This is a genomic window from Paenibacillus sp. GCM10027628 (assembly GCF_042676385.1).
GTDB lineage: Bacteria > Bacillota > Bacilli > Paenibacillales > NBRC-103111 > Paenibacillus_E.
This window is the reverse complement of the sequence record NZ_JBHTHA010000002.1, coordinates 1029182-1053261: the sequence shown is the minus strand read 5'-3', so window position 1 is coordinate 1053261 and position 24080 is coordinate 1029182. Positions and strand designations below refer to the sequence as shown.

General features: G+C 46.6%; 16 protein-coding genes. 13 read left to right on the top strand and 3 right to left on the bottom strand.

Features of this window, described 5'->3' with window-relative positions; all coding sequences use genetic code 11:
• Positions 1-19 precede the first annotated feature (19 nt).
• The 6 genes from ACFQZT_RS05580 (at position 20) to ACFQZT_RS05555 (ending at position 10025) form a co-directional block, all read left to right on the top strand.
• A complete protein-coding gene (locus ACFQZT_RS05580; protein ID WP_379297369.1) occupies positions 20-916 on the top strand; it encodes a carbohydrate ABC transporter permease in 897 nt (298 codons plus the stop codon).
• A 104-nt stretch (positions 917-1020) separates the two neighbouring features.
• Positions 1021-2718, top strand: coding sequence for an extracellular solute-binding protein (locus ACFQZT_RS05575; RefSeq protein WP_379297367.1), 1698 nt, complete (start codon positions 1021-1023; stop codon positions 2716-2718).
• A gap of 100 nt (positions 2719-2818) precedes the next feature.
• Positions 2819-5344 (top strand): glycoside hydrolase family 27 protein, encoded by a 2526-nt coding sequence (locus ACFQZT_RS05570; RefSeq protein ID WP_379297365.1) that lies wholly within the window; start codon positions 2819-2821, stop codon positions 5342-5344.
• A gap of 59 nt (positions 5345-5403) precedes the next feature.
• A complete protein-coding gene (locus tag ACFQZT_RS05565; RefSeq protein WP_379297363.1) occupies positions 5404-7296 on the top strand; it encodes a hypothetical protein in 1893 nt (630 codons plus the stop codon).
• A gap of 563 nt (positions 7297-7859) precedes the next feature.
• Positions 7860-8867, top strand: coding sequence for a zinc-dependent alcohol dehydrogenase (locus tag ACFQZT_RS05560; protein WP_379297361.1), 1008 nt, complete (start codon positions 7860-7862; stop codon positions 8865-8867).
• A 270-nt stretch (positions 8868-9137) separates the two neighbouring features.
• Entirely contained in the window at positions 9138-10025 is an 888-nt protein-coding gene (locus ACFQZT_RS05555; RefSeq protein WP_379297359.1) for an AraC family transcriptional regulator, read from the top strand.
• Between the two features lie 178 nt (positions 10026-10203).
• On the opposite strand, the gene ACFQZT_RS05550 is transcribed toward ACFQZT_RS05555, so the two are convergent.
• Both ACFQZT_RS05550 and ACFQZT_RS05545 read right to left on the bottom strand, forming a co-directional pair.
• Positions 10204-11775 (bottom strand): response regulator transcription factor, encoded by a 1572-nt coding sequence (locus ACFQZT_RS05550; RefSeq protein ID WP_379297357.1) that lies wholly within the window; start codon positions 11773-11775, stop codon positions 10204-10206.
• A gap of 4 nt (positions 11776-11779) precedes the next feature.
• Entirely contained in the window at positions 11780-13576 is a 1797-nt protein-coding gene (locus ACFQZT_RS05545) for a sensor histidine kinase (protein ID WP_379297355.1), read from the bottom strand.
• Positions 13577-13724: 148 nt separating this feature from the next.
• Here ACFQZT_RS05545 and ACFQZT_RS05540 point away from each other — a divergent pair, with 148 nt between their 5' ends.
• From ACFQZT_RS05540 to ACFQZT_RS05525, 4 genes are all read left to right on the top strand, one after another.
• Positions 13725-14606, top strand: a complete 882-nt coding sequence (locus ACFQZT_RS05540) for a carbohydrate ABC transporter permease (RefSeq protein ID WP_379297353.1) — start codon at positions 13725-13727, stop codon at positions 14604-14606.
• Positions 14606-15439, top strand: a complete 834-nt coding sequence (locus ACFQZT_RS05535; protein ID WP_379297351.1) for a carbohydrate ABC transporter permease — start codon at positions 14606-14608, stop codon at positions 15437-15439. The genes ACFQZT_RS05540 and ACFQZT_RS05535 overlap by 1 nt, the downstream gene beginning before the upstream one ends.
• 136 nt (positions 15440-15575) lie before the next feature.
• Positions 15576-16880, top strand: a complete 1305-nt coding sequence (locus ACFQZT_RS05530; protein ID WP_379297349.1) for an ABC transporter substrate-binding protein — start codon at positions 15576-15578, stop codon at positions 16878-16880.
• Positions 16881-16908: 28 nt separating this feature from the next.
• Positions 16909-18018, top strand: coding sequence for an alpha/beta hydrolase (locus ACFQZT_RS05525; protein WP_379297347.1), 1110 nt, complete (start codon positions 16909-16911; stop codon positions 18016-18018).
• Positions 18019-18083: 65 nt separating this feature from the next.
• Here the strand turns inward: ACFQZT_RS05525 and ACFQZT_RS05520 are convergent, their stop codons facing one another.
• Entirely contained in the window at positions 18084-19673 is a 1590-nt protein-coding gene (locus tag ACFQZT_RS05520; RefSeq protein ID WP_379297345.1) for a PucR family transcriptional regulator, read from the bottom strand.
• 154 nt (positions 19674-19827) lie between these two features.
• Between ACFQZT_RS05520 and ACFQZT_RS05515 the strand changes: the two genes are divergently transcribed.
• From ACFQZT_RS05515 to ACFQZT_RS05505, 3 genes are read left to right on the top strand one after another with little or no spacing between them, the layout of a single operon-like run.
• Positions 19828-21288, top strand: coding sequence for an aldehyde dehydrogenase family protein (locus ACFQZT_RS05515; protein ID WP_379297343.1), 1461 nt, complete (start codon positions 19828-19830; stop codon positions 21286-21288).
• A gap of 13 nt (positions 21289-21301) precedes the next feature.
• Complete coding sequence (locus tag ACFQZT_RS05510; protein ID WP_379297340.1) at positions 21302-22441, top strand: saccharopine dehydrogenase family protein; 1140 nt, start codon at positions 21302-21304, stop codon at positions 22439-22441.
• Between the two features lie 20 nt (positions 22442-22461).
• The gene (locus ACFQZT_RS05505; protein WP_379297338.1) at positions 22462-24075 is read left to right on the top strand and encodes an amidohydrolase; all 1614 of its coding nucleotides are present in this window, start codon (positions 22462-22464) and stop codon (positions 24073-24075) included.
• The last annotated feature ends 5 nt before the right edge of the window (positions 24076-24080 follow it).

The window sequence follows — 24080 nt, the reverse complement described above, 5'->3', positions numbered from 1 at the left end:
ACAGAAAGGAGCTACCGCAATGGCAAGCATGAAGCAAACCGTCCGCGAATCGCTCGGAGACCGGTTGTTTCTTGGAGTTATTTACCTGGTCTTGACGATTGTATTGGTTTTTACGTTATATCCGCTTATTTTTATCGTGAGCTCTTCGTTCAGCAGCCCTTCCGCTGTATCGGGAGGCCGCGTATGGCTTTGGCCGGTCGAAGCGACTCTGATCGGCTACAAAGCAGCTTTTCTTAGCAGTCAGATTGTAACCGGTTTCGCGAATTCGTTATTCTATACGATTTGCGGTACGGCAATCAGCGTCATCTTGACCACGATGATCGCTTTTCCTTTATCCCGCAAAACGCTTTTCGGTCGCAGCGGGCTGATGGTGTTCATCGTATTTACGATGTTGTTCTCGGGCGGACTGATTCCGACTTATATGGTAGTGAAAGCCGTCGGCTTGATCGATACGCGCTGGGCGCTGCTGCTTCCCAACGCCATCTGGGTGTGGCAGGTTATCATCGCCCGCACCTTCTTCTCCACATCGATTCCCGATGAGCTTGCGGAAGCCAGCGAGATCGACGGTTGCAGCGATATCCGTTTTGTGCTGAGCATCGTGCTCCCGCTGTCCAAGCCGATTCTCGCTGTATTAGCCTTGATGTATGCCGTAGGCCAATGGAATTCTTATTTCGATGCCCTTATCTATCTGAAATCCGACAAGCTGTTTCCTCTGCAGCTGTTTCTCAGATCGATTTTAATTCTAAACGCGAATACCGGCACGTTGGACTCGGGGCAAATAGCAGAGAAGCAGCAGTTGCTGAGCCTGATGAAATATTCGATCATCGTCATATCGAGTTTGCCGGTGCTTCTCATTTATCCGTTTGTTCAGCGCTACTTCGTGCAGGGGATGCTGATCGGTTCCGTCAAAGGGTAGTGGACCGCAAGAGCGACCATCAAGGAAAGGAGGGATGCCTATGTAGGCTGGCCGACTCAAAATTCGGACTCATCTTAAAAATTCTTAAAAAAGGGAGAGGTTATATGTTGAAGAGAACATGGTTAACGGCAACGATCTGCGCGCTTGCCATCAGCACGGTTTTGGCGGGCTGCTCCAACACCAGCAGTACGGGCGGCAGCGACACTGCCACTGCCACTGCTACCCCAGGAAACAATGCACAGCCAACAACTTCCAATCCGGTCACCATCAAGGTATTTGCGGACCAAGACACATCTAGCAACCAGGATTTGGCTACAAGTTGGTTTTCCAAGCAACTGGAGCAAAAGTTTAATATCAAGTTCAACTGGACAACGGTACCTTTTGACGGCGCGCCGGAGAAAAGACAGATCTCGCTGGCCAGCGGAGACTACCCGGATATGTTCTTGCTTGTTCCTTATATCGATCATTTCACTCAAAGCGATTTGCTTCGCTACGGCCAGCAGGGCGTATTCCTTCCACTGAACGATTTAATTGACAAGTACGCTCCGAACATCAAGAAAACGCTTGACACCTACCCCGACTACAAAGCGATGAATACTGCTCCTGATGGCAAGATCTACGGTCTTGGTCAGTTTGCCGCTTGTTATCACTGCTCGTTCCCCAACAAGCTGTGGGTGAACAGCACATGGATGAAGAAGCTCAACATTACAACGCCGAAAACTACTGACGATTTCAAGAAAATGCTGGAGGCGTTCAAGACGAAAGACCCGAACGGCAACGGCAAGGCGGACGAAATTCCGCTCACCGGTTCCATTGAAACGTATGGCGTGCACGTTGTTCCATTTCTGATGAATGCCTTCATTTACGACGATGACCACACCTACTTGAACCTGAATAACGGCAAAGTGGACATTGCAGCCAACAAGCCGGAATGGAGAGAAGGACTGAAGTATATCAAGTCGCTGTACGACGAGGGGCTTATCGACCCGGGTGCCTTCACGCAAAACGCCGACTCGTTCAAAAAGATCGGCGAGAATAAAGACGTGCAAATTTTGGGCGCAGGTGCAGGCATGCATCCCGCGATCTTCGTCGATATTGCGGACGGAAATCGGTTTTCCAAGGATTACGACTCAATTCCGCCAATTGCCGGACCGAGCAACGTCTCTTATTCTACATTCAGCTATGCGGGCAATCCGGGCACATCGTTTGTCCTAACGAATAAAGCGAGCAATGAAGCGCAAATCGCCGCCATCAAGGCGCTGGATTATATGTACACGATAGACGGTCAGCTCGCGTCCCAAGTCGGCTTAGAAAATGTCGACTGGCGCAAGCCGCAGGCTGGAGAAAAGGCGCTGGACGATTCGATGCAGCCGCTTTATGCTCCGATTCCGCTAAAAGCCGGCGAAAAAAACCTCAACAACAATTGGATCTCCTTGGGACAATACTTATCGGACAGTAAGTTCCGAGGTTCATTGGTGCAGTCAACTGATATTTATAGCGACAAGGCCTACGAGCGCAGATTGTTCGAAGCGACCAAAAACAATTACGACAACAAACAACCGAAGCAAGTATTCCCGTACTGGGCACTGTGGATCGACCCGAATACTGCGGATCAGGCCAGCATGCTGCAGACGAATATCACCAACTACGTCAACCAAAGCTCACTTCAATTTATTACAGGCAACAAAAACCTGGATAAAGACTGGGACGCTTACGTGAAAGGCTTCGATGGTCTGGATTTGAAAAGTTATTTGGATATTATGCAAAAATCGTACGACTCTTCAACCTTTAGTAAGAAGTAAAACGATGGCAAACACATAACAATGATCTCAAGCAAGCGCCTTATCGTTTCGTTTCGATAGGGCGCTTGCTCAATGAGCACGCCTAGCAAAAGGAGGATGAATGAAAATGGTTTACAGGTTGAATCCAATAAAGTTGGGGCGTCTAATCGCAATTTTCATACTCGCATTAGCAGCAGTTTTTGTTTCAAACAACCAAAATGCAAACGCTTCCAATAATGGTCTTGCCCAAAAGCCTTATATGGGCTGGAGCAGCTACAGTATGCAAGTTTATACGAACAATCAAAGCTGGATTACCGCCGCACAAATTAAAGCTGAATCCGATGCTATGCATACGACACTTCAATCTCATGGCTATAATTATATCAATATCGATGCAGGATGGAGTGGGGGCTTAGATGGTTATGGGCGTCCAGTACCGAGCACAACATTATACCCGAACGGAATTACGGATTTGGTCAACTATGTTCACAATAACGGTCAGAAGCTCGGCCTCTATATGATCCCTGGGATATCAAAAGACACCTACAACGGCAATTATCCGATATACGGAACCACCTGCCATACGCAAGACATTGCGGTTCAGCCCTTAACAACCGCGGATTATTGGAATCTAAATTATAAAATTGATTTCTCCAAACCGTGCGCGCAGAGCTATATCAACTCCGTTGCCGACCAAATTGCCTCTTGGGGAGTCGATTTTATTAAGTTCGACAGCGTAACGCCCGGTTCCGGACATAATGACACTTCCATTGATGCACGTGGCGACGTGGCGGCCTGGGCAGCCGCATTGGCGCCTCATAATATATGGTTCGAGCTTTCTTGGGCGTTGGATCATAATTATGTAGATACTTGGAAGAAGTATGCAAACGGCTGGCGCGTCCAATGGGATGTCGAATGTTATTGTGCGGGAGTTTCCTTAACAAATTGGAGTAGCGTCGTCCAGCGTTTTCCGGATGCGGTGTCATGGTGGAGAGATGCAGGTCCGGGGGGATGGAATGATTTTGATTCCTTGGATGTTGGTAATGGTGCAATGGATGGGTTGACGCAGGATGAACGTCAGTCGGCCATGACATTTTGGGCGATATCATCCGCACAATTATACCTAGGCAGTGATTTAACCAATTTGGACAGCTTTGACCTTGGATTATTGACCAATGATGAGGTGATTGCTGTTGACCAAGCGGGTCATCCAGCACAGCCTGTCGGAACAGTTACTACGACTAACCAGCAGGTTTGGTATGCCAATAATGGTGATGGCAGCTACACGGTTGGACTATTTAACCTGGGAAGCTCTGCGGCGACAGTCACGGTCAATTGGAGCGACATTGGACTGAACGGCTCAGCATCCGTAAGAGATCTTTGGACCCATACGGATCTTGGCACCTTTAACTCGAGCTTCAGTTCAACCAGCTTGGCTCCGCATGCTTCGCGATTGCTTAGAGTCGTAGCTAGTGGTGGTTCTGTTACTGCTAATGATGACGATACCGGGGTTAAATATACGGGAGCTTGGCAGCGAAGTTACAACAGGGGCTTGGGTGATTATAAGGATGACGTCCATTACACCCAGACGAATAACGATAGCTTTGAATATACGTTTAAGGGAACGGGCGTTGACGTGATTACGGAAAAAGACTCCTCGCAGGGCGATATCGATATTTACGTGGATGGTGTGTTTAAACAAACGGTGAGTACTTATAACGCCAGTCGATTAGCTCAACAAAAGGTGTACAGCATTACTGGATTGTCCAATGGCTCGCATACCATCAAGGGGGTGAAAAAGTCAGGAACCTATATGCTGCTCGATAAGTTGAGCTTCACCGTAGCGGCTCCAATTCAAGTCAACGATACGGACGCAGGTATTACTTATACGGNGAGCTTCACCGTAGCGGCTCCAATTCAAGTCAACGATACGGACGCAGGTATTACTTATACGGGAGCTTGGAATCTCAGCAGCGGCAGAGGCTTTGGGGATTACAACGATGATGTGCACTGGACCCAAACGAACAACGATTCTTTTCAGTATACGTTTACGGGAACGGGAATTGACTTCATAACGGAAAAGGATCCCTCAGAAGGCGATATCGATATCTACGTAGATAACGTGTTTAAACAAACCGTGAGCGCCTATAACGCGACCAGATTACCCCAACAAACAGTGTTTAGCATTTCCGGGCTGTCCAGCGGTTCTCATACGATCAAGGGCGTGAAAAAGTCCGGAACTTATATGTTGTTAGATAAATTGAGCTTTACCGGCGGCACCAAGATTCAGTATAACGATACGGACCCCGGAATCACTTATACGGGAGCTTGGAATCTCAGCAGCGGCAGAGGTTTTGGGGATTACAACGATGACGTGCACTGGACGCAAACGAACAACGATTTTTTTCAGTATACATTTACGGGAACGGGAATTGATTTCATAACGGAAAAGGATCCCTCGGAAGGTGATATCGATATCTACGTGGATAACGTATTTAAACAAACCGTGAGCGCCTATAACGCGACCAGATTACCACAACAAATGGTTTACAGCATTTCTGGACTTTCCAATACATCACATATCTTGAAAGCTGTGAAGAAAACAGGAACGTATCTCATTTTAGATTCTCTGAGAGTGAATCATTAAGACGGAAAATTCAAAAGTTGAGATGGGAAGATACTACAATTTGAAAGGAGCTTGTGATAATGCTAACCACAATTCATGATCAAAAGAAGGGATTTTCAATTTGGGGCAAGTCTTTATTGATAGCAGCGGTATGCTTCTTGTCTATATGGCTGATTAGTAAACCTGCAAGCGCTGCTGTAGCAGGACTCACCTTTGACGGACCCGAGTTCATTAACAATGCGTCGACAGATCAGAATGCTACAGTTAATCCATATATGGATGCTTCGTTAGGAACATGGAAAAAAGACGCCAATAATTTGTATGTTTTGAATGCCAAATGGGATGCTTTCAAGCTGTATTACGGGCCGCCAAGCAACCCTTTCCAGAATTTTGTCGGCAACGTGAGCATGGATCATAATGGGTGGGACGGTTTGACCTGGATATCTGGTGTATATAAATATGCCGATGGTACATTGCTAGGACTTGTCCATAGAGAAAGATATTGGTCCAATTCAGCGAATGATTGCTTCTATCTTGGCTTGGCAAAGTCAACTGACAATGGTATGAATTGGAAATATCTAGGTGACGTTCTTAGTCCGCATGTTAATTATAAAGAACCTGTTACTAACGGAGTGAATTCGGCTGCCGGTAATGTTGCCGGAGTTCCTTTTTTGGTAGTGGGTAGCGATCTATATATTTATTACAATGAACAAACAGGTACTGAAAAAAGAATGAGTGTCGCCAAAGCATCACTAGCCACGATTAAAACCGCTATTGATAGCAATACGATAACACCTTTTTATAAGTACAATAACGGTACTTGGACTGAACCGGCAATGGGTGGAACGGGCTCGAATATCATCCCTGGGGGAACGATTTCAAATGTTGGATTGGACTACTATGCAGGTCATAATCTCCGGGATTTCCACTCAGATGCCGCTTATGTCCCTGGACTTGGCAAATATCTGATTACTGTGAATGATGAAGGTGGCAGCAGGCTGTTGTTATACTCGTCTACCGATGGATTAAATTGGGGTGAAGAGACAGTCATTGACGCTGCTCAGAGCGGCACGGATTTCCGCATGCCGTATTCGACCTTTATGAGTCTTTCCAACGGTACATCAGATGATAATTCTACAGTTGGCAATGATTTTTACATCTTCTATCCAAGGGACTTTCATACGTCAGGCGGAGGAGAACGTTATTTTAGAATTCATATGACAGTTGGGAACGGAAGCGGTATTACAACAGTGAATGACGACGATGCTTCCATTAGTTACGACAGCGGCTGGAGCTATCAAAAAGATAGGAATCTCGGCGATTATAATAATGATGTACATTATTCCAATGTGATTGGAGCCGTTGCACAATATACGTTTACAGGCACAGGGATTGATTACTTAAGCGAGAAGAATTCGGACATGGGCAACGTAGATGTTTATATCGACAATGTATTGAAGCAAAATGTAAATCTATATAATGGGTCGAGATTGCTCAAGCAAGTGGTATATAGCATTAGCGGCCTGTCCAATGGAAGCCATACAATCAAAATTGTTAACAAAACCAATTCATATGGAATTGTCGATTCCTTTAAGGTTTATAAAGGGTATCAAATGCTAAACAATAATGCGGGCGGCATCATCTATACAGGCACTTGGTGGTACAGCAGCGGCAGAGGTTTTGGAGATTACAACGATGATGTGCAATGGACCCAAACGAACAACGATTCTTTTCAGTATACGTTTACGGGAACGGGAATTGACTTCATAACGGAGAAAGATCCCTCAGGAGGTGATATCGATATCTACGTGGATAACGTGTTTAAACAAACCGTGAGCGCCTATAACGCGACCAGATTAGCCCAACAAACGGTGTACAGCATATCCGGGCTGTCCAGTGGTTCTCATACTTTCAAGGGCGTGAAAAAATCCGGAACTTATATGCTTCTTGATGCGCTTAAGATATTTAATTGAGCTCGACGACTAAATTGAAGGATGGCGAAAAAAGCTAAGTTGAACGACAATAAGGGGCGGCGAATGATTACATTCGAACCGCCCCTTTTTGACCATATGCGATATTAAATCCAAGCATTGGGTTCGTTCGTTTTTGCACCAGCACCACGAACGATCGTCCGGACCTATTAAATTCTTGCTAGCAAGAGGAATTTGAGTCTCCGGTGAATTTCCCCATCATCCAAGCGCAGTACATTAAAGTTACACTGACGGGCAGCTCCACCAGTTGGTGGTCACTTGTGGACATCAGGGCATATCAATAACTGGGTATATAAAATAAGCGGTTTTGATGCAACAATAAAAAATTGATTATTGAGAGGGCAGACGAATGGTTACATTCGACCTGCCCTTTCCTTATCTTATATATGGCTTCGTTCTACTTCCTTTTCCAACGTAGTTGCCCCATCCCACGACTTAAATTTAAAATCGTATTTTTCGATAAAAGATCGTTATTTCTAGTAAAGACACCCTTAATAAATTCTTCTATACTCAATTTTGAGAATAATACAAAGGGAGTGCAAGTCATGAATAACAGAAAGATCGTGTTTGAAAGTCCATGGCAGGTGGATACTGTTGAAGAGGATTTTATTAAACTAAATCTTAATGAGCAAGAGGTTCTAGTTAGGAAAATTTATTCCTTAATCAGCCCAGGAACTGAGCTGGCTATGTTATCAGGTAAAGAAAGTTGGGCCCATCTGCCAACCACTCCTGGATATGCTTCCGTGAGCGAAATCGTTGAAAGTGGTGATGATGTTAACCATTTTAGGGCGGGTGATATTGTTTTTCACTACGGTGATCATTCAGAGTTGCAGGTTGTTCCCACAACAGGGACATTTCTCAAAGTTCCAGAAAACTTGGATTTAAGATGGGTGCCATTTACTCGCATGGCTACGGTAGCTTTTACAGCTGTTCGTGTTTCCCAAATAGAGCTGGGTGACTTTGTAAGCGTTACAGGTCTCGGGCTTGTTGGGAATATGGCGGCTCAACTTGCACAACTACAGGGAGCTAACATTATAGGTGTTGACTTATCCAAAGAGCGGCTGCGTATTGCTCAAGATTGTGGTGTGAATTTCATTCTTAATGGGGAATCTGGAACAGTAAAACAACAAATTTTTGATATCACTAAAGGTGTCGGAGTATCTACACATATTGAGGCATCCGGTGTATCTAAAGTGGCTGTAGAAAGTCTAGACTGGATTGCAAAATTCGGAGAGATCATTTTCTTAGGTACTCCCCGCGGTGAATACAATACAGATGTTACGGAGGTTTTCAAATCCTGTCATCTTATCGGTAAAGGTTGTATTACGTTTAAGGGAGCTCACGAATGGCGCTATCCGGTTGAACCTAACGAGTTTGCTAAACATTCTTTAGTGAGAAATTCGAACATTGTTTTCGAGCTCATGAAACAGAAGCGGCTGCAAATAGAACCATTAATCAGTCATGTATTGAAGCCGGAACAAGCGAAAGAGGCGTATGAAGGATTGAAAAATAATAAGGATCAGTACAATGGAGTTCTCTTTGACTGGTCATAGGGAGGGAACATCATGCTGAGAGGATTAACGCGTGCTGGCATTGGAGCGATCGACGGAGGAGCAGTTTCGCGAAGGTCTAAAGTCTTTGGTAGAAATCTCACAAGCAGCCGTCGCAATGAATTGTTTGTTTGAAGGGATATGGAAAATATGAATACGCTTCAGTTATACTTGGAGGATGATCCGCAGGGAATGCAGGGATTTAGATCCATTATCTGCGAATAGAGCATTCACCCTTATGGCGATGCTTACTGGCTAACAGGAGGTGATTCGATGGAGTCATGGATGAATAATATTACACCTTTCGTAAGATCTGTAAAAATTCTTAAATCTTACTCTCTGGCTGGGGAATGGATGGATTACGACCATGTTTATACGTATATCGAACAAGGAGAAGCGGAGTTTATTTTGAATGGTGTTAAATACCATGTGAAAGAAGGCGACGTTCTCCTGATGCATCCACTTATGTCACACATCATTCGCTCTACCTCAACGCTTCCATTAATTCAATATATTTTCCATTTTGATCTGTATTATGATGAAAAACGAGTGGCATGGAAAGAAACTGGCATAACCTTAGAGCAGCAAAAAATAAGAGTGGAGAAGGAAATGCAGTTTGCCTCCATGGCCCCAATTTCCCATTTGCATCTATCGGATCGAATCGATTTAAAGAAAAGATTTTTAATCATGTATAAGAAGTTTTTGGATCGAAACACGAATTATTTGTTGATATTGAAATCGATTTGTTTGGAATTATTAGTTCTGTTTTTAAATGGCCAGGCGGAGCGTAAAGAAAAAGAAGGAAAAGTAACTAAGAGCTGGGCAATAATAGAAAGCGCGATTAATCATATCAATGAACGTTTTTGGGACCCTGAATTAGATAATGATTCAATAAGTAAACATGTCGGTATATCGACCAATCATTTATCCTTTTTATTTAAAGAAGAGCTTGGAATTACTATTCATAAATATTTGACCCACATAAGAATTGAACATTCCAAGATAAAAATCATTGAAGGCAAGAAATCATTAACGACTATTGCTGAAGAAGCTGGATTTTCAAGCATTTATTTATTTAGCCGGTCTTTCAAGGCTACGGTCGGTATAATGCCAAGTATATTTGCGACGACTCAATCAAAGGCCATAACAAAGATCGAATAAAAAGGAGATTCAGCTATGACGATTTTTAATCGAGCCCAAACCCAATGAACCTATCGTTCGAAGCTATATTCCTACTGTTGGACACGTCCTCGAATTTGGCGAGTTACTTAATAACTAAACAACGAGGCTGCCTCAGGGTCGGGGCCTTTTGACAAATCAATATTCAATGAAAGCGACCCTATTGATTTCGAAATTCTTTAGGCGTCATGCCTTCATATTTTTTAAACACTCTGCTGAAATACTTTTCGTCTTCGTAACCTACGGTTTGCGCAATTGCGCCGATCGGCATGTCGGCTTGTTTCAGTAATCTTTTGGCTTTATCGATCCGAATCTTGCTCATATAATTCACGATCGTCTCATCGAATTCTTGCTTGAATCTTCGGGAAATGTAATCGCGGTTCAAGAAAAATATACGGGATATTTCCTGCAAGGTAATGTCGCGATTGTAGTGATTTTGGATATATAAAGCGATTTCCTGCATCGTATTGTTTTTGCCGGCATTTGGCGTGACCGTAGCGGAAAGCCGAATAAACCGTTCAAAGAGCGCCTCTTGAAAAATGGCGAGAGAAAAATTTCCGAGCTCATCGCAAGGTAATGGGAAATCCGGCAGGGGATCGGCAGAATGCTCAGCTTCGGTCAACCAATCGGTTATCGTCACATTCAACCCGTCTCGCCAGAGATTGAACTGTTCAAGAGAAATCGTGTCAAGTTCGGAGAGCGGCTTCATCCATTCTTGAACCGCCTCGCGGATGTTCTCCGGATTTTTTGTTTTTATTGACATCCATATTTTATCCGCGTAATCAGTGAATCGAAGAGAAGGCGATCGGCGCGGGAAATCCGCTTGAAATACATGGATCAGGGAACTTGGAGCAAGCAGATTGCGCGAGTGCAGCGCTTTACACCCCTGGAGATACGAGTCGCGTACCTTGTCAGGAAACGCCGCCGCATCCCCGAGTCCGACAGCCAGATTTACATTGTACATGAGCTTAATCATTCGGGTAACCTCGGTTAACAGCTGTTCCGCTTGAGCCAGTTCTCCCCAAAAGAGCATAACAATCTCCGCGTGCCTGTTCCAATTGCGAAAAGCAATGCCTCTGTCATTGCGGACAAGAATTTCATTAAAAATATTCGTCATTGCAAAGGACAACAAGTCGATATCTTTGGAAAATTTGTTCATAAACCGGCTGCCGACCCATTCGAGCTGGGTAACGCCGACCCGGCAAATCTGGACATCGGCGAGCTGAGGAAACTCGCGGAACAAATCTTCCTTGTGCTCGGGATGTTCAATGAACTTGGAAAGCAGACGATCTTGGTACAGCGGCTTTAAACCATTCACTTCGATGCTCTTTCGCATAAAATCCTGCCGTTCCCGCTCATCATCAGACCATTCGCGAACCGCTTTGCGAATCGCTTCCAACAGCTGGGCAGGAACGATCGGCTTGAGAATATAGTCTGTTCCGCCATATTTCACCACATTTCGCACGAGTTCGAAATCGTTATAGCCGCTGATGACAATCTTTTTGCAGGTGGGATGATTCGTCTCCAGCCACTCCATGAGCTGAATGCCTGTCAGATCAGGCATCATGATGTCGGTGATTACAACCTGAGGCTGTTGGTTAAGAATGATCGCTTTCGCTTCGCTGCCGCTTTCGGCTTCCAGGATGGTTGAAACGCCCTCTTGCCCCCAATCGATGAGTTTGCGGACGGAGCTTCTAACATGTCTTTCATCATCAACAATAAGTGCTTTCATATGTCTATGCCCTTTCTACGATGCCTTCGACGGGGATTGCGATCTGTACCTGCAGACCGCTGGGTTCGCATTCGGATAAATCCAATTCGGCGGTGTCGCCATAGTAGAGCTGCAAACGGAGCATCACATTTTTAAGTCCAATGCCCTCAAGCGGTTCAATGGAGTCATTCGCGATATGCGCGATTTCGCTCCGCAATAATTGTAAGCGCTCTTTCGGAATGCCTGTTCCGTTATCGCGAACAATTAGAACGAGTCGATGTTCATCAATAAAGGTCTGAAGGTGAATTTGTCCGACGCCGGCTAGCGGATTAAAACCGTGCTTGAAGAAATTTTCAACAATGGGTTGAACAATCATCTTCGGAATTTGAACGGATAATGATGCCGGATCGATGTCGTATTTAACTTGTAATTTATCCTCAAACCGCTGTGATTGCAGCAACAAATACTGCTTGACGTAATCCAGTTCCTGCATAACAGAAACAACGGTCTGGTTCGTATCCATACTATAATGCATCATCTGCCCCAAAGTAGATATTAAAGCGTATACATTTGGAGCATCGCTTTCGAGCGCCGTATGACCTATGGATTGCAGCGCATTGTTCATAAAATGCGGATTGATTTGGGCCTGCAGCATATTTAACTGATTCGTTTTGTTAGCTAGATTCAGCTTATATTCACGCAAGATCAAGTCATTGATCGTATGCATCATCATGCGGAACCGCTGCGCAAGAATGCCGATTTCATCTTCACGGTTAATATCGATCGGCTCGTCCAATTGACCGCTTTCGATTTTCGTGATCCGGCGAATGAGCTGTTTAATCGGCATAGTGAACCGGATGGTAACGACATAGATCGCGATAATGCTTAGTAACAGAAATGCACAGGCTACTACCGTATTGATCCATGTGAGCGTCCGTGCATGCTGATACAAAGAATTATAAGGAATGCGCTTCACGATCGTCCATTCGGTGGAAGCCACTTTAAGCTTGGAATAGATCATGATGCCGCTGAAAGCCGAGCTTTTCGATTCTAGACTGCCGCTTTCCTCTCCGCTGTTCAAAATCTGCTCAACCCAGCCTTCTTCAAGCTGATTCCCGCCAAGCTTCTCGTCAGATGCGTAGAGAACGCTTCCATGCTCATCCAAAATGAACAGGTCTTCTTTCTTTTGATTATACATTTGTGAGGCAAGCGACCGCAGGGCATCCAGCTTGACGTCAATGGCCAGCCAGCCGATCATCTCGGTACTTGGCACCTTGTACAAAGGCCGAATAACGGTGAATACAGGCTCCTGTTTCACTTCGGAAATCCGGCCTATTCCGTAATCCCCGCTTAGATGCGTAGATTCAATATAGACCTGGTAAGGCGAAGGTTTTACTGAAAAAGGCGGGTTGAATTCATAGGTTTTCCTGAGAAAATTGTCCTGATAGAGCAGATAACCACGGTGATTGATAAAATAATATTGAAAGACCTGAGCAATATCTTTGGTTTGGTGCGCGATCGCTTGCGCGGACGCCAAAACGTAAGAATCTAATTGATAATCCGGCAATTGCTCCGATAAAATGCGGTCCAAGAATGGATTCGCGTAAATGGTCAAGGAGTTGTTAATGATCGACTGCACATAACCATACAGGTCGGTTTTCGCGACATTGATGATCAAGCTGTTTTCTTCAATCGTTCTGTTTTTTAAAGACTCTTTGTTATAGAAGTAAGTAATAATGATGGACGTAAAGATTGGGATAACGGTGGATAGCAAAAGCAGGGCAAACAATCGGTTTCGAATGCTAGTTTTTAGAAGCCGCATCGTGATGACCTTTCTGTCGATTTTTTAAACACTATAGCATCGATGGTCAGAAAAATCCACTTAATGCTCAAGGCAGTCCGTGGAGTTGCTTTCAGCCGCGTCTTATAATGACAACTATAAAGCGCGACAGCATGAAAGGATGAAAGCAATGAGGAAATGGTGGGTATCCCCATGGATGCAGCAATTGATTTTTACCGGACCGGCAGCGGCGGTCTATGCAATCATAATTGCGGTTCCGGTGGTTTTGTGCATTTATTACTCGTTTACGAGCTGGAACGGCATTTCGGGGCAAGTAACGTGGGTAGGGCTCGACAATTATAAGAAAATTTTGAGCGCGGATAAGCAGTTTTACAGTTCGTTTTGGTTTACGTTCCGTTACATGCTAGCGGTTCTGGTGTTTACCAATGCGCTTGGATTTGCGTTTGCGTATCTGTTATCGAAGCCGCTGAAGTCGCGGAATGTATTGCGTACACTGCTCTTTATGCCCAATGTACTGGGAGGCTTGCTATTAGGCTTTATCTGGCAGTTTATTTTTGTTCAAGGCTTTGCGACACTAGGCAAAATGACGGACCTTGCATTCTTTAATCTGCAATGGCTGGGGACGGCAACCACCTCCTATTGGGCGCTCGTCATCGTCAGCATATGGCAAGGAGCCGGTTATTTAATGGTCATCTATATTGCCGGATTAACGAATGTACCCGCGGATTTGCTGCAGGCTGCCGAGATAGACGGGGCCAAGAGCTGGCAGATTTTACGCCACATCATTCTCCCACTGATCATGCCGGCGATTACGGTATGCCTGTTTTTAACGATTTCATGGGCTTTCAAGTCGTTTGATTTGAATTTCTCTTTAACCAAAGGCGGTCCGTTCCGATCGTCGGAATCGATCTCGATGAACATTTATAATGAGGCGTTTCAAAACAACAACTATGGCCTCGGAACAACAAAGGCGTTCATTTTCTTCATTGTCGTGATGATTGTAACTTCCATCCAGGTGGCTGTGACGAAGAAGAAGGAGGTGGAGATGTAATGGAAAAAAGAACATATTCATGGCAGCTCCTGATCATCGAGCTCATCATGATTGCAGCAGCGTTATTGTTTCTCGCACCTTTCTATTTTGTCGTGGTCAACTCGCTCAAAACGTTCGCGGAAGTGCTGAAAAATTCGGCCAGCCTGCCACAAAGCTTACACTGGTCAAACTATATGCGTTCATGGGAGTTTCTTCATTTTCCGAATGCGTTAAAAAATACGCTGATCGTCACGGTCCTTAGCGACCTGGGTCTGGTGCTTATCGCCTCGATGGCGGCGTACAAGCTGGTTCGGACTCCGAACGCTTTGAACCGGACTCTGTTCTCCTTATTTTTGGCAGCGATGGTCATTCCTTTTCAAGCGATTATGATTCCGCTGATGAAAGTAGCCGGATGGTTGAATATACTCAATAGCCTTGGCGGGCTGGTATTATGTTATTTGGGACTTGGCGTATCGTTCTCCGTGTTTTTGTATCATGGGTTCGTGAAATCGATCCCCGCCGAGATTGAGGAAGCGGCTGTCGTCGACGGCTGTACGCCGTACGGGATCTTTTGGAAGATCGTGTTCCCGCTGCTCATGCCGATGACGGTTACGATTGTTATTTCTAACAGTCTTTGGTTCTGGAACGATTTCCTGCTGCCGATGCTCATGATGCAGGACAAGCAATTGCAAACGCTGCAGGTGGCGATGAATGCATTGTTTGGACAGTACACCAAACAGTGGGATCTTGCGCTGGCAGCTCTCGTTATGGCCATTATGCCGATTCTGGTATTTTTCCTGCTGCTGCAGCGGTATATCGTAGAGGGCATTTCCGCAGGCGCGGTTAAAGGATAACGGTCTGTTCCCTTACACATGAAAAGGACATAATTATCCACCTTTGAGTCATTCTAATGAGTGTTCACTGGATGAACGGATAAGTAAACTGATAAACAGAAAGCACATGAACACAAAAAAAGGGGCTGCAAATGAGATGAAGCACGCACTATTGAAAACGGCAGCAATCGCAACGTCGATTGCAATGATTGCCTCCGGCTGCGGTTCGGAGAAAAAAACGGATACGAACGAAGCTGGAAAAACGGCAGCGAGCGGTTCCAAAAAAGAAGTTACGCTGAAAATTATGCATTTTAAAGTTGAGCTCGCCGATCAATTTAACAAGATGAAAGAGGAATACGAGAAGACGCATCCCGGCGTGCATCTCGAATTCAACAATGTCATTTCCGGCGATTACGACGCGGCTTTGAAAGCCAAATTCGCCGGCGGCGAACTGCCGGACATTTTTGCCAATGGCGGATATGACACGCTGGGCGTATGGCAGGAGCACCTGGAGGATTTGTCGGATCAGAGCTGGGTTAACGACCTTCTCGATGTAGCGAAATTACCGATTACGAAAGACGGCAAAACCTACGGGCTGCCGCTGAATCTGGAAGGATATGGATTTCTATACAATAAGGACCTATTTGCAAAAGCCGGCATAACAGAACTGCCGAAAACGCTTTCGCAATTGGAGGAAGCATCCAAAAAATTGCAGGCTGCCGGAATTATGCCTTTCGTTAATCCTTATCAAGAGCTGTCGACCCTCGCACAATTTCTCGGGAACGCCGTTTCCAAGCAGCAACCGAGCGGGACGCAGTTTATCCAAGATATGGCGGCCGGCAAAGCCAAGGTCGTTGGAAATCCATCGTTCGAAGGATCTATGAAGCTTCTGGATCTTACGCTCAAATACGGCAATAAGACGCCTCTGACCACCGACTATAACAATGGCGTAACACAGTTTATTACCGGACAAGCGGCAATGATTCAGGAAGGTAATTGGATTCAGCCGATGATTGACAAAATGAACCCTGGCATGAAAGTAGGGGTACTGCCGATGCCGGTAAGTGAGGATGCGGCGTTCAATGACCGGATTTATGTAAGTCCTCCATTTAGTTTTGTTGTGAATAAAGATTCGAAAGTGAAAGAAGAAGCGAAGCAATTCTTGACATGGTTTGCGACTTCCGATGCGGGTAAGAAGTTCATCGCGAAAGATTTCCGATTTATTCCCGCATTAAAAACAGTGAAAGTGACGGAAGAAGATGTAGGTCCGATGGGAGCGGATATCGACAAGTATATCCAGCAAGGAAAAGTCGATGCCTGGAAATTTTACGAAATGCCTAACATTATGGCAAATATTCAGGACTATGTATCTACTTATCAAAAATACGTCGGCAAACAATTGAATGCGGAACAGGTCTTGCAAGAGATACAGAACACATGGAATAAATCGTTGAAAAAATGAAAGCCATTATGAAGGAGGTCGCATTGCTGTGACTGATCAAAGCCAATATGCAGAGCTGCTTGCCAAATTGGATGAAAAAACAATTTATCTACAACCGAGCGGCTATGATTTTATCATTAAACCTATTCCCGACTCTGATCATTTCGGAGAACTGGATCCGAGAGTATATAACGTTCTGCTCCAGCATGCGGATCCTATATCCTCAGCTGGCAGTTTAAGTGTTGATCCGGCGGATGTTTCGGGCTTCGTGAAGCAGATAAGAGCGATGATGGGATGGGCGAACGATGATGTCACCCGCAGTCCGATCCGTACGGTTTCCCAAACCATTCCAGGCACGTACGGTCCAATTCCGGTGAGGATCTACACGCCATCGCAGCAAGGACGTTTGCCTGCGGTCGTATTTATCCATGGCGGCGGTTTTATCGGGGGGTCTGTCGATGTGGTCGAAAATCCGTGCAAATCGTTGGCGGAGAAAGCCGGGGCGGTCGTGATTTCAGTCGATTACAGGCTTGCGCCCGAGCATCCGTTCCCCGCCGGATTGACCGATTGCTTTGAGGCTGTTCAATGGGTGCATGCCCACGCGGATGAAATTGGCGTTAATCCGGAGCAAATCGCCGTTGCGGGCGATAGCGCAGGCGGCAATCTGGCAACGGTGTGCGCGCTGATGGACAAAAATCTTGGTACGCATATGATTCGTTTTCAAGCGCTCATTTATCCAGCCGTGAACATAGCAGGCGTGGAGACGGAAGACTTTTCATGGAATCTTGAAAAGTACGATATCCGCAATCATCGGGAGCATATTGTAGAAATCGTAAAAGGGCTGGGACAGAGCAAAGATTTGTTTTTTGGGCTTTACTTGGGCAGTAAAGAAAATCTGCTTACAGACCCGTATGTATCTCCGCTGCTGGCCGATGACTTGAGCGGAATGCCCGAAACGTTAATTGTGGTTGCGGAATATGATTACTTGAGTGTGGAGTGCGAGGCCTACGCGAAGAAATTATCCCGCTCCGGCGTAGGCACGAAGCTGATTCAATACAATGGGATGGATCATGCTTTTATCGATAAAATTGGCTTATATCCCCAAGCGGAAGACTGCATGGGCGAAATTGCCAAGGAGCTTCGGCGTATATTCAGTTAAATCGGAAAACAGCGGTCACAACCCAGCGATATCTGGAAGTGAACCGCTGTTTTCGTGTTGATCGTTCAATGCTCTTGATTTTCCAACGCATAAAGACGAACGGCTAATTGAAGATGGAACTGTGTTTCCGCTTTTTCGAGATCGAAATCCCCAAGTGTAATGGCCCGATCCAATCGATAGCGCATCGTTTTGGGGTGAATGTTTAATTCCTCAGCGGTTTTATTGAGCTGAAAGCCTTGATTGGCGTAGGCCAATAAAGTATGGATCAGAACTTTGCCGTTTTTGTTTCTTTGAAGCGGGTCAAACAGCTTGCTCAGAAACGACGATCGTGCATCCAGATCCCCCATGAGGACGCGGGGCACCAGCAAGTCTTGATAACGATGGAGCTGACCGAATTGGATATGAGGCAATATAGAGTTAACTTCCCTGTAGCCTAATCGCACATTGTTAAATCCCCGGTGAGGGATGCTGACGGCAAGGGAGAGATTCGCATCCTTCATCGATTTCCAGATTTCTTCGGACGGCACACGGTCTGGAATTAAGAAAATAATTTGGTTTTGCGTCAGAGAGAGCACAGACGGTATTTTCAGCTCTTGCATGCTCCGTTTCAATTTTTCGGCGAGCCGTTCCCGTTTTACGATTCCATCGCGTGTCAAGGGAACGGAAGCATCCATAATAAAGGCGCCGACGGAATAAATGCCGTCCGGTTCGAAGCCTAACAACTCCGCCCTGCGCAAGAGCTGCGGGGTTGTACTGGACTCGCTTTCAAATAAGGAATCCAGGAACGAGTAGCCAAGCTGAGCCTCGAGCGAGGCCAGCGCTCGCTGCTGGGCAATGTGGAGCGCCATGACGATCGAGGCGGATTGTGCGGCACGCAAGTCTACTTCGCGAAGCGGCTGTTGTCCCTCGATGATCCACAACAGACCGACCAGCTCCCTTTTGATCGAAATGGGGCATAGCACCCTTTCCGGTACACCGGCTTCCGGCTCGGAAGCAATGCGGATCGGCTTTGACAGGGAACCCAGCGGTACATGCTGCACTTGTTCTTTTCGAAAGACGAACATCTCTTGATTGAATAATTGTTCCTTGGCTTCGAACCCGTCTTTGTCCAAGTTATAAGCAGCAAGTACGGGGCCTTCCGGATGCTGAATAATGACGTTTCGTTTAATCAGCTGCCCGAGTGTAAGAGCAATTTCTTGAAGATCGTTGGCGTCCAAAGCGATTCGCATCAGCTCTTGATGAATGAACTCCGACTGTTCTTGAAGGTTATATTGATAGGTCAAAATGGAGCTGAGGATTTCTTCTGTAACATGATTGAATTGTACTTCCCAGGGAATTTCAATGATCGGAAACTTCAGCTCATCTGCGATTTTGCGCACGGATAAGGGCATATTGGCGAAATATTCGGGGACGGCGAGTCCGATCCCGGCAAGTCCGCATTTGGAAAACCCGACGATCAGCTCCTGCAGTTTTTTTTCATCACGGGGCCACCCGTAGCCCGTTGTCAAAAGCAAATCTCCTGAACTCACGCAAGATAGCGGGTCAGGCAGATCAACGATAGAGACCCAACGGATCGTCCGATGGAGGCCTTCCGCACCTGCAACGACTTTGGCCGGCTGGAGCGAGGGCAGCTGTAGAGCTTCGATAACTTTCATGTTACTTACACTCCCGATAAGAAATTGGATATTATCCCTTAGTGATAGTAAATATATGATAAGTTATCCCTGAACGCAATAGTATTCTGGGACATATCGGATTAAAATGGAAAAGAAAGCGCTATAGTGAATTGCAGAAAGGAGGAGCAATCAAATGGAGATCAAGCGGATGTATATAGATGGAGAATGGGTGACCGGACGAAGCGGGAAAACCCGCAATATCTTGAATCCGGCTACTGAAGAAGTGATTGCGGTTGTAACGGAAGGCGATGTGGATGACGTTAGAGCGGCGATTGAAGCGTCGCACCGTGCGTTTTACGAAGACGGTTGGATGGAAAGCAAGGCGAGAGACCGCGCCGAACTGCTGCTTCAACTGGCAACCCGATTAGAGGAGCGCTCCGAAGATTTTGCACGGCTGGAGACGCTCAATAACGGGAAACCGATCCAAGAAGCCAGATACGATGTGGCCGATGCCGTGAATCAGTTCCGTTATTTCGCCGGGCTGGCGACGAAGCCTCATGGGCAGGTATATGACGTTCCGGACGACGTACAGGCCATGGTTGTCTCAGAAGCTGTCGGGGTGGTGGCGTTAATTACGCCATGGAATTATCCGCTCGTGATGGCGACCCAGAAGATTGCGGCCGCAATCGCTGCGGGATGTACGGTGGTCGTTAAGCCCGCTTCCGTGACACCGCTTACAGTGATTCAATTGTTTGAACTCATCGATCAAATGAATTTCCCTAAAGGTGTGCTTAACCTTGTTTTGGGACCCGGCTCCACCATCGGCAATGAGATATCCGAGAACCCGTTAGTCGATAAAATCTCTTTTACGGGCGGCACCGAGACAGGGGTTGCCATTGCGCAGAAGGCTGCGCCGACGATGAAAAGATTGAGCCTGGAGCTGGGCGGGAAATCGCCGCTTGTCGTGTTTGAAGATGCGGACTTTGAAGCGGCGGTCGAATATGCGCTGTTTGCCGTTTTCGCCAACCAAGGACAGGTGTGCTCAGCGGGCTCCCGCTTGATTCTACAAGAAAGCTTGTATGACCGTTTTGTCGAGCAATTGTTAGTCAAGGTGAAGAAAATCAAAATGGGTCCCGGTATCGAAGAGGACACGTTAATGGGTCCGCTCGTATCCAAGGATCAGCTTGAAACCGTGCTGGACTATGTGAAAATCGGTTTGGATGAAGGCGCGACGCTGCTTTGCGGCGGCAAACGAATTGAAGGCAAGGGCTATTTCATGGAACCGGCCATTTTTACCGATACGACGCCTGAGATGAGAATCGTTCAGGAAGAAATTTTCGGACCAGTGCTCGTCATTCAAAAGTTTGCTACGGAAGATGAAGCCATTCGTCTGGCGAACGGCACCAAATTTGGTTTGGCCGGCGGCGTATTTACGAACGATTCATCAAGAGCGATGAGGGTGATTCGAAAAATTCGGGCGGGCATTACTTGGATCAATACGTATCACAACACTTACAATGAAGCGCCGTGGGGCGGCTTTAAGATGAGCGGGATCGGCCGGGACTTGGGCACATACGGTTTTGGACAATTTTTGGAGCCGAAGCAAATCAATATCAAATTAAACGTTTCCCCAGCCGGATGGCTGCCGCAATAAAGGAGGATTTCACTTGGATAAAGTCGTAGTACTTGGTGCGACAGGCACAATAGGTAAAGTTATCGTCAAAGATTTGGCGGAGAGCGGAGTCGAAGTCATCGCTGCCGATTTGGATCAAGCGAAGCTGGATGAGCTGGCCGCATGGGTGGGTAAAGAGATCACGACGAAGACCTTGAACATTAGAGATGCGGAAGCGGCAAAATCCGTTTTGCGCCAAGGCAAAGTGTGCGTTAACGCAATGAATTATGTCTTTAATTTGGATGCCATGCAAGCGGCTTCTGCCGTTGGAGTGAGCATACTTGATTTGGGCGGGCTCTTCAAATATACGAACGAGCAACTGAAATTGGATGCCCGATTGAAGGAAGCGGATATTCTCGCGATTACGGGCATGGGCTCGGATCCGGGCACTTCGAACGTATTTTGCCGGTATGGCGTTAACCTGTTGGATATTGCGGAAGAAATCCATATCCGCTACGGTTCTACTTCGTCCGGAACAACCTTTGCTTTTGCTGCGGATACGATCATTGATGAAGCGGTTAAAAACGCTAACGCTGTAAAAAATGGCGAGTTAGTTGAAATCCCCCCTTTGGCAGATGAAGAATTTACCCATTTCCATGAGTCTTTGGGCATTCAGAAAACGTACTCCATTATTCATTCCGAGCTAGCCACCCTGCCTGCCAGCTTCCCGGAAGTGCAAGAAATTACGTATAAAGATACATGGGATCCGGCGACAATCGAGAAAATCAAAATGCTGGATGAAATGGGACTCATCGATACGAATGAGTTGGAAGACGGGACAGTGCCCCGTCGCCAGCTTGTCTCGCTGCTGTCCAAAGTGCTGGCCAAGAAAGAGAAGCCGGTCTGGGGAACAGACTCGCTGCTTGTTGAGGTCAAAGGATGGAAAAACGGCAACCGGACAACCGTAAGGCTTGAATTGTTGACCCGATATCAGGATGAATGGGCAGCCAGTCCAACGCAGTACGCAACGGCGATACCGGCTTCCATCGTTGCCCAAATGCTCTTGAAAGGCGAAATTACGGAGAAAGGCGTCAAACCGCCGGAGCTCTGTGTGAATCCGGAAACTTATATATCCTATTTGAAGAATAAAAATGTAGAGCTTTATATCACGATCAGTGAAACGAAGAAGCAATAATACGACGATGGAGGTAAGCTATGCCATCCAAGCAGCGCGATGAATATGCCGATATGATTATCATCAGTAATGCCGTATTTACAGGCGTCGAAAGCTCGCCGAAGCCAGGAGCCATTGCCATTAACGGCAACAGGATTGCGGCGGTTGGCGAAGAAAGCGAATTGAAGGAACGGATCGGGCCGCACACCAAGGTTTACCGATATGAAGACAAACTCGTTATGCCGGGCTTTAACGACCTGCATCTTCATATTATTCCCGGTTGCCTCATGGAGGACCATGTCAATCTGCTCGATGCCCGTTCGGAACAAGAAGTCGTTGCCAGAGTGGCGGAATTTGCCGCATCGCGGCCCGATGATTTATGGGTTCAAGGCTACATGTGGTACCATACGAAATGGGATGTGCCGAAGCTGCCGCATCGTGCTTCACTGGATGCGGCCATTCCGGACCGTCCGGTATTTTTATTCCACGCCTCCGGCCATATGGCGTGGGTGAATTCCAAGGCTCTTGAACTGCTCGGCATTAACAGGAATACACCGAATCCAAAGCACGGGGAAATTATGAAGGATGAGTTTCAGGAGCCTACGGGAATTTTGTATGAAGCGGCGGCCAGTATCGCTTCCAGGCATGCGATGAAGCTAAGCGAAGGCCGGAAAAGACAAGTATTTGAATCGTTTTTGAGCCAGGCAGCCACGTATGGCGTTACCTCATTGACAGATATTTTTAAAGTGACGGATTTGGAAATCAATGAAATTGAACTTTATGAAGCGTTTGAGCGGGAAGAGAAATTGACTTCGCGGATTCATTTCTTAATCGGTCTCGACGGGGATATGGAGAGAGCCAAATTTTACCGGGACAAGTATGATTCAAGCAAGCTCCGGTTTTCAGGCTTGAAGGAATTTCTCGATGGCGTCGTGACGACCCACACGGCCAACCTTGTGGAGCCTTACGCGGACATGCCGGATTCCCGCGGTCCGCACGTTCCCGAGGAAATGAGGGAGTACGTGCTTGCCGCAGACCGGGAAGGGTTCCGCATTCGTTTTCATGCGGTCGGAGACGGCGCCGTGCGGTATGCGCTGGATTTATTTGAAGAAGCGCAGCGCCGGAACGGGACTCGGGATGCCAGACATACGATCGAGCATATCGAGGTCGTGCACCCCGAAGATATCCCGCGCTTTAAAGAGCTGGGCGTCCTCGCATCCATGCAGCCGGAGCATATGGAGCTGATTAATAAGAAGCACTATTTTTCCTGCATCGGCGAGCGGGAAACGAATACATTCGCGATCAGATCGCTGCTGGATTCAGGAGCAAAAGTGGTCTTAAACACGGATTACCCTGTCGTATCGCTGAACCCGTTCCTGGAAATTTATCGGGCCGTAACCAGGGTTGTAGCCGAAGGCGAGCTTTTTAACGAGGGAGAGGCGATTACGCTGGCCGAAGCGTTGAAAGCGTATACAAAGACGGCTGCTTATGGCGTTTTCCGAGAACATGAACTCGGGACGCTCGAAGCAGGCAAGCTAGCCGACCTGATCGTCATCGACCGCAATTTGTTCCAGGTGCCGACGGATAAAATCAAAGATGCAAAGGTAGAACTCACCGTCATGGATGGCAGCATCGTTTTTGACAGGCAGACATAAAGGAT